This window comes from Rhizobium sp. BK376, from assembly GCF_004341625.1.
GTDB lineage: Bacteria > Pseudomonadota > Alphaproteobacteria > Rhizobiales > Rhizobiaceae > Rhizobium.
Map to the genome: position 1 here is coordinate 1 of NZ_SLZG01000071.1, position 7,148 is coordinate 7,148.

General features: G+C 57.2%; 5 protein-coding genes. 2 read left to right on the plus strand and 3 right to left on the minus strand.

All coding sequences use genetic code 11. The features are described 5' to 3' along the window. A partial coding sequence (locus EV561_RS36585) for a Tn3 family transposase (protein ID WP_245513275.1) occupies nt 1–2,088 on the minus strand: 2,088 nt, incomplete at its 3' end. Nucleotides 2,089–2,271: 183 nt separating this feature from the next. After that, entirely contained in the window at nt 2,272–2,820 is a 549-nt protein-coding gene (locus EV561_RS38340; protein WP_245513277.1) for a DUF4158 domain-containing protein, read from the minus strand. 376 nt (nt 2,821–3,196) lie between these two features. On the opposite strand from EV561_RS38340, the gene EV561_RS36590 reads away from it, so the two are divergent. Further along, a protein-coding gene (locus EV561_RS36590; RefSeq protein ID WP_132528726.1) for an IS3 family transposase occupies nt 3,197–4,371 on the plus strand; the annotation gives its coding sequence in 2 pieces (ribosomal slippage) (nt 3,197–3,449 and nt 3,449–4,371; 1,176 coding nt in all). A gap of 1,708 nt (nt 4,372–6,079) precedes the next feature. Beyond that, nucleotides 6,080–6,571: an NUDIX hydrolase gene (locus tag EV561_RS36600; protein WP_245513279.1), complete on the plus strand. Its 492-nt coding sequence runs from the start codon at nt 6,080–6,082 to the stop codon at nt 6,569–6,571. Between the two features lie 131 nt (nt 6,572–6,702). Here the strand turns inward: EV561_RS36600 and EV561_RS36605 are convergent, their stop codons facing one another. Continuing rightward, nucleotides 6,703–6,999, minus strand: a complete 297-nt coding sequence (locus tag EV561_RS36605; protein ID WP_132528728.1) for a hypothetical protein — start codon at nt 6,997–6,999, stop codon at nt 6,703–6,705. Nucleotides 7,000–7,148 lie beyond the last annotated feature (149 nt).

The following is a 7,148-nucleotide window of genomic DNA, read 5'->3' on the forward strand; positions in this document are numbered from 1 at the left end:
CTGCCGAGGGCCAACCTCGTCAAACTGTCCGGACTTTAGTGAAACTGCTGTCCGGGATTTAGCGGAATCAATGTCCACCTTTTGCGAAGCGCGCACTTGGCTCTCGAACGACCGGTCGCGGATTTCGCCCCGCTCGTGGAAGAAGACAGCGCGTTTCAGCTTATGGGCGGCCTCGCCCTTGTTGAGACCGGCTTGGCATCTCCGCCGTAGTGGCGGACTTGAGTACCATTCGATCATGAAGAGCGACCTTTCGATACGGCCGAGTTCGCGGAGCGCCCTCGCGAGATGGCTTTGCTTCGGAGATGCGGACAGTTTCTTGAGTATTGTAGACGGCACCACGGACCGCGTCGTGATCGACGCCGCAAGATGGAGCAGATCGTCCCAATGATCGAGGATCAGACTGGCATTGATTGGCGCCCCGATGTGGTTCGACAGCGCCGGATATGCATCGCCCTTTTCGAACGTGTGGAAGTTCCGGTCTTTGAGATTGCGCAGTCGCGGTGAGAACCGCTTTCCGATCAAGGCAAACAGCCCGAAGATATGATCACTGGCACCGCCCGTGTCGGTAAAGTGTTCCTGGATGTCGAGGACCGTGTCCTGATCGAACAGCCCATCGAGCACATAGGCCGCCTCGCTCTCGGTTGGACTGATGGGCAAAATGCTGAAGTAGCCGTACTGATCTGACAGATGGCTATAGAATTTCGATCCGGGTTCGCTGCCGTAATGCAAGTTGATTTCGCCGCGCTTTGCAGCTCGGTCGCTCGCACGGAAGAATTGGCCATCGGACGATGACGTTGTGCCATTGCCCCAAAGGCGGGAATGCGGATGCTGGGTGTGCGCATCGGTGATGCACGCTTGCGCCGCGCGGTAGGTCTCCGATCGAGCATGGAATGTGCGCATCCAGCCTATCTGGTGAGCGCTGATCCCCTTGGAGGCGCCCGCCATTCGCTTCGGCCCGAGATTGGTCGCATCCGCCAGCACGCCCGCGAGCATGGCAGAGACATTTTTGGGGATGTCGCCAGTGCGAACATGCGTGAAGTGATCCGCAAAGCCGGTCCATTCATGCGCCTCCCTTAATAAGTCGGGAACCTCGACCAACGGATACATGTCGCTGATCTCGGCATTCAGTTCCTCTGCTGCCACGGGGACTTCGCCAACGGTTGGTGTGACGATCAACGTTCCGGCCTCAAGACGAACTCCTTCGAGCTTTCCGGATCGTGCTCTGTGCGCGAGACGCTGCAGGTTGAACTCGAGCATCTGACACGCTTCGGCAAGCCACTGCGCGCCGTCGCCTTGGACCCCCAAACCGAGACGATCTTCTTCCTTCATCGTGATGAATGTCGACCGCGGCATCAGATGCTCGTCAATCGGCCGGAAAGATCGGCTGCCGTCGACCCAGATCTCCGCAGATCTAAGCCGGTCTCGCAAAGCCGCGAGCGTTGCGATCTCGTAGAGACGGCGATCGGGTTTTTCCTGTTCTAAGATAAGCCGTCGATCAGTTTGGCTGAGGTGGGTGAGCGGCACGCGATCCGGGAGTGTCCGCCGCTTCTCGGCATAAAGCCGTTTTAGCAGCGCAATTGCCGCCAGAAGCGGGTCGTGGCGATGCGCCGAGCGAAACGTGAAGGCCTGAAGGAATGCACCAATGTATTTGTGGACGGTCGCGTATTGTTCGGCTGCCACGGTCAACGGCGGTGCCTCGTTGTCGTCGACCATCGACTCAAGCTCAGGCTTCATCCGAAGCAGCCGGTCCCAGCCGACTCTTTGGTCGAGAACATCCAATGCGTTCCGACCATAGTCGTTGGCGGACTGAGTGCGGTGATCGTATCTAGAAACATGCGCAGCGCTTTGGCGGTATTCGCTCTGCGGTCCATCTGTCGCTGCTTCTTTCGATTGTTGGCTTGCGAGAACAACTTGCCAATCAGCTTGATGAACATTGTTACCGCATCGTCCGTGAGCTTCTGGCAAAGCTTGATGACTTGAGCCACGATCAGAGCGTGGCGACGGCTGGCGTTGAAGTCGTTGGCAAGCCAGGCCGGCGTTGCGTTGCCCTCCCGGATCATCTGGTCCCACCTTCCGGATGATACGCACGCCTGCAGTTCCGAATCGATCTCCAGCCGCCGCAGGAAAGCTATCCGCTCGGTCAGCCCGACAAAGTTCGACGCAGCCGGCGCTTCTGGCGCCGAACGCAGCCAATGAAAGCGCGTCTGGCCAATCGACGGGTCGACCTCCAACAGCCTATCCAGTGACTGAAGCCTATCGAGTGGGATGTTCTCAATCAGAGTTTTTTCTGCCCGGCGCCGGGCTATGGCACGGCCGGCAAGGCACGATGCGTTCGATCGTATCGATCGCCGGCAGAAGAGCTCCGCGTTCGCGAAACGCGGCGACAGTCGAACTGGCTATCGCAGCACCGTCGTCGGACATGGTCGCCGCTTGAACTGCCGCCAATAGCGCGGCGCGGCGATCTTGCAGCGTCGCGCTTCTCTTATTCAGGTAGACCATTAGCCGCGCCATATGATCCCGACGGGTTTCTTCACGACGTGCATAGAGGGCAAATTCGCCTGGAGCGGCGCCGATCTGATCAGCAACATACTTCAGCATGGCGCGAGGCGGAGTTTCTTCTGCTCCAAGCGCTCGACCGGGGTATCGCATCAGACATAGCTGGATGGCAAGGCCGAGCCGGTTGTGATTACGTCTCCGCAGTTCAATCTCCAGGCGATCCGCCAATGACAACGAATAGTGGCGGATCAAGCTGTCCTCGTCGACTGGGATATCGAAAAGCTTCCGGCGATCTTGATCTTTGAGGAGCTTGCGCTTTGCCATCGCCCGACTCCATTCATGACCAACCTGCGTGAAGCGTTGTCGAGTCGGGCCAGACAGAGAAATCAAAACTGGCGCATGTCGACGGCAATCCACAGAGATCGGATGCTGCACATCCGATCTAAAGCATCGTTCCTGTTTCGTTCGGCCTTAGCGTACGATTTCGGACTGCTCTTGTTCCGACCCCAAAGTAGCGCGGGGAAATAATTCAATTAGCTAAATGGTCAACCGCTGTTGCTGTTTGCGCCACGGGTAATGAGAGGATGGAGGTTCCACAAAAGGCCGCTGCCAGAATTCCTCGTTTCTGGCAGCGGCCTGACCTGCCCCTGAGAATTTCCTCCAGAATGGATTAGAGTTCGGCCTATTAAAGGACGGACGAATGAAAAAGCAGAGATTTACGGAAGAGCAGATTATTGCGGTGTTGAAGGAGCAGGAGGCTGGTGCGAAAGCGGCCGATCTGTGCCGCAAGCATGGGATTTCAGAAGCGACGTTTTACAACTGGAAAGCCAAATACGGCGGCATGGAAGTCTCCGAGGCGAAGCGGCTGAAGGCGCTTGAGGACGAGAACGCCAGGCTGAAGAAGCTGCTGGCCGAACAGATGCTGGATGCAGCGGCACTCCGCGAGCTTCTTGCAAAAAAATGGTAGGGCCCGCCGCCAAGCGTGAAGCCGTCACGCATCTGAAGGCCGTGATGGGTCTTTCGGAGCGACGGGCCTGCCAGATCATATCCGCCGACCGCAAGACGGTCCGCTATCGGTCAAGTCGACCGCCGGAGGTAGAATTGCGGGCGAAGCTGCGCGACCTCGCCAATGAGCGGCGGCGTTTCGGCTATCGGCGACTGTTCGTCCTGCTTCGGCGGGAGGGAGAACCATCCGGGGTCAATCGCATCTACCGGCTCTATCGCGAGGAAGGACTTTCCGTCCGCAAGCGGAAAGCCAGGCGGCGTGCTGTCGGCACACGTGCCCCGATCCTGGTCGAAGCGAAGGCCAATGCCCGCTGGTCGCTGGACTTCGTCCATGATCAGTTTGCCTGCGGACGGAGGTTTCGCGTGCTCAACATTGTCGATGATGTGACGCGCGAATGCCTGGCGGCAATCCCGGACACCTCTATCTCCGGTCGGCGTGTCGCCCGAGAGCTGACGACACTGATCGAGCGGCGTGGCAAACCCGGCATGATCGTCTCCGACAATGGCACCGAACTCACGTCGAATGCGATCCTTGCCTGGTCGAAGGATCACAAGGTCGAATGGCACTACATCGCGCCGGGAAAGCCGATGCAGAACGGCTATGTAGAGAGTTTCAACGGCCGGATGCGCGACGAACTGCTCAACGAGAACCTGTTCTTCGGTCTCGAGCATGCCCGCAGCGCCATTGCTGAATGGGCGGACGACTATAACCATTTCCGGCCACACTCATCGCTCGGATATCAGACCCCGGCAAGCTTTGCCGGGACCATCGCCGCAACCGGCTCCAACGCTGCGCAAGATGAAAGCTTCGCGTTTCCGCCGATTGCTCACACCGCGCCACTTGGCGTATTCAGAACCGCGGGGCTCTAATCGCCACTGGATGAAAGTTCAGTGGCAGGTCAGGCCTTCTGCTGGTTTGCCCCCAATCCAGCGGCGCAACTATATCGCGTATTAGAGGTTTGGGGAACTTATCACTCGTGAATAGAGTGGAGGGGGTGCGATCTGGAAAAAGATGCCCGCGCAGGGCGGGCTTAGAGTGGGTCCACTGCACAGGGGAAAACGTCTGTGCACTGCACAAGTTAGGTCTTGTCGGGGACCAGTCAAGCCGCGCCGGCGCGGGTAACGACAAAATCGAAAATTCTAAGATCGACCGTGTGCACTGAGTGATGGTCGGCTAGCCGATCCAGCCTAGCGCTTTGGCGATTTCGATGGCGACCCAAGCAAGGCTGAAGACCCAGACGATAGCAATAGCAATCATCAGCACTATGTCGACGAGGCTTCGGATCATGTTTTGTCGGAACTAAATACACAGAAAAGCCCGCCTAGCCAGGGGTGGAGACAGGCGGGCCCACTGGGAGCCGTCAGCATGACGACGAAAGCTATATACAGCGGCGCCAGTCGATTCGCTGTGCAATTTACGATAAACTGATATGAGCCATTTGCGGTTGACGTGCCTTTGGCGTTCGTACGCGAAACTCCCCTACAAGATGCCGGAGTTATAAAAAGCCACTGCCAGACCTCATAAATCTGCCAACGGCCTTTATGCAGGTCCCACATGCTAACGGCGTCTCCACTCTCAGCTAAAGGGAGGTTAGTGATAATGCGTTACTTCGGGCTACCTCCGACAGTCTGGGGGAGCGCTCGGGGTGGACCCTGGGAAACAAGGGCGCTTGGCTCTACTTGCCAAAGGAACGTAAGCAGTCGTTGAACCAGACGGCGCCGACAAAGTTCCCATAAAAACCGCCGTGGCGGGGCATCCGAACCAAAGCGGCAGTTTTGTGGCCTGAGCTTCTGAGCGAATGTTCGTCGAGACGATTAGTTCCGAAAAAATTCCCCGCCGAAGCGGGGCAAGCTGAGATGATATGACCAGCACATATTAGCAAAGTGTTTGCATTCTTCCAATTCACTCGATAGGGCGACTAAGAAGAGCCAGGACAAAGGGATGGCGTCGGAACGCATTGAAAACAATTCCGAGCGATGCCGCTAAAGCAGCGCCTACTGCCTTCACCATTGCGTCCGCCAGCGCGGGATGTCTGGATTCCGACAAGAATTGAAGCGCTTCGATGCCGAAGGTGTTTCATCATTTCCTGTTATGCGATTGTGCATCGCAGTGCCACGGCGATTTGGTGTTAGTCTTAACGCGGGTACCAGTTCCCTCGATAGCGGCGTGGCCTCGCCAAGAATCGAGGCCGCAATCATAACTTTCCGTATCTGTTTGGGTTTCAGCTTAACTGATGTGAGCCAGGCACTCAGGGGGTGAACGCTGTGGGTGCGATTGGCGCCTGGCTCCGCTTGCGAAGGTGCACAAGCATTTTGCAAACTTCCCGGCGCTTAGTTTGTTCCAGAAAAGACCCCGCGGTGCGGGAAGCAAGGGACGGTGAGCCAGGCTCTCCGGGGGATGGACCAGCGATGAACGAGCCTGGCTCCGCTCACATGGGGATGTAAGCGATAATCAAAGCTCTGCTGGGCGGGAAAGTTCCGTACCGAAAAAGATCCATGCCAATCATGGTTCGGGTGTTTCTCTTTCCGATCCGGCTTCTATGTTGAAAACTGGATTTCTGATTCGATGGAGGATGGCTTGCCCAAAAATCGACCCCTCTTGGCTCAACTGGCAAGCATAGGGTCGGCCCTGTCAGCGAATGGCGCACGCGAGCAGTTCGGCGCTCTCTGCTATCGGATGAACGATGTGACGAGAGCGCTTGACGTGCTTCTGATCACGACCCGAGAGTCACGCCGCTGGGCAATCCCGAAAGGCTGGCCCATGGAGGGCAAACCCGCCCATCAAGTCGCTGAGCAGGAGGCGCGTGAAGAGGCCGGCGCTTGCGGTAAGGTATCGAAGAAGGCATTCGGCTATTTCACCTATCTCAAATGCCTAAGCGATGGCGAGAAGGTGCCTTGTGTGGTCCAGGTTCATCTGCTGAAGTTTGAAAGGGCGTTAGACCAATATAGGGAACAGGGCCAGCGAGAACTCCTATGGTGCTCGTGCTTTGAGGCCGCCGTCAGGGTCGACGAACCCGAACTGAAGGGACTCTTTCGACTGCTTCACGAGCGCAAGTCAAAACGGCGGTGAGCGCGCCCCACGCACGTCTTCTCAAAGGGCCGTTGCCAAACCTCATCAAACTGGCAACGGCTCTCAGTCGGATTGCGCTGCAATCCGACGTTAAACAGCCCCGTCACCGATGATATGACAGTGCCTGTGGGTTAATTTAATTTTTTGTCGGCAAGAATCCGCAGCCGCCTGATCGCATCCGCGCCCTCAAGCATCCCCTGCGCTACAAGCACGTTATAGCCGCCGTCCATCACCATCTCCGTCAGCGTCAGCAGTTCCCCGGCAATCCTATGCGCCTTCTGATCGATGGCGTTGCCCAGCTGCGCCTCCATGTCCCTGATCGTGTACGCAGCCCTTTCCAGCAGACGGTATTTCTCTACAGTAGTGAGCCGGTCGATCTTATTGGCGGCACGGACTAGCTCAGCGATGAAATTGGTTGTCGTGCTCACCCGTCCTCATATTCGTCATCGTCCCCATCAAGCGCTTTCAGTATCTCGTTGATCGTAAGCGCGCAAATCCCTGCACCTGTTCATTGACGGCGCATCGAGGGATTCTGTGTCCACAACGGAGACTGTGGACATAATGACATTGGATGGCA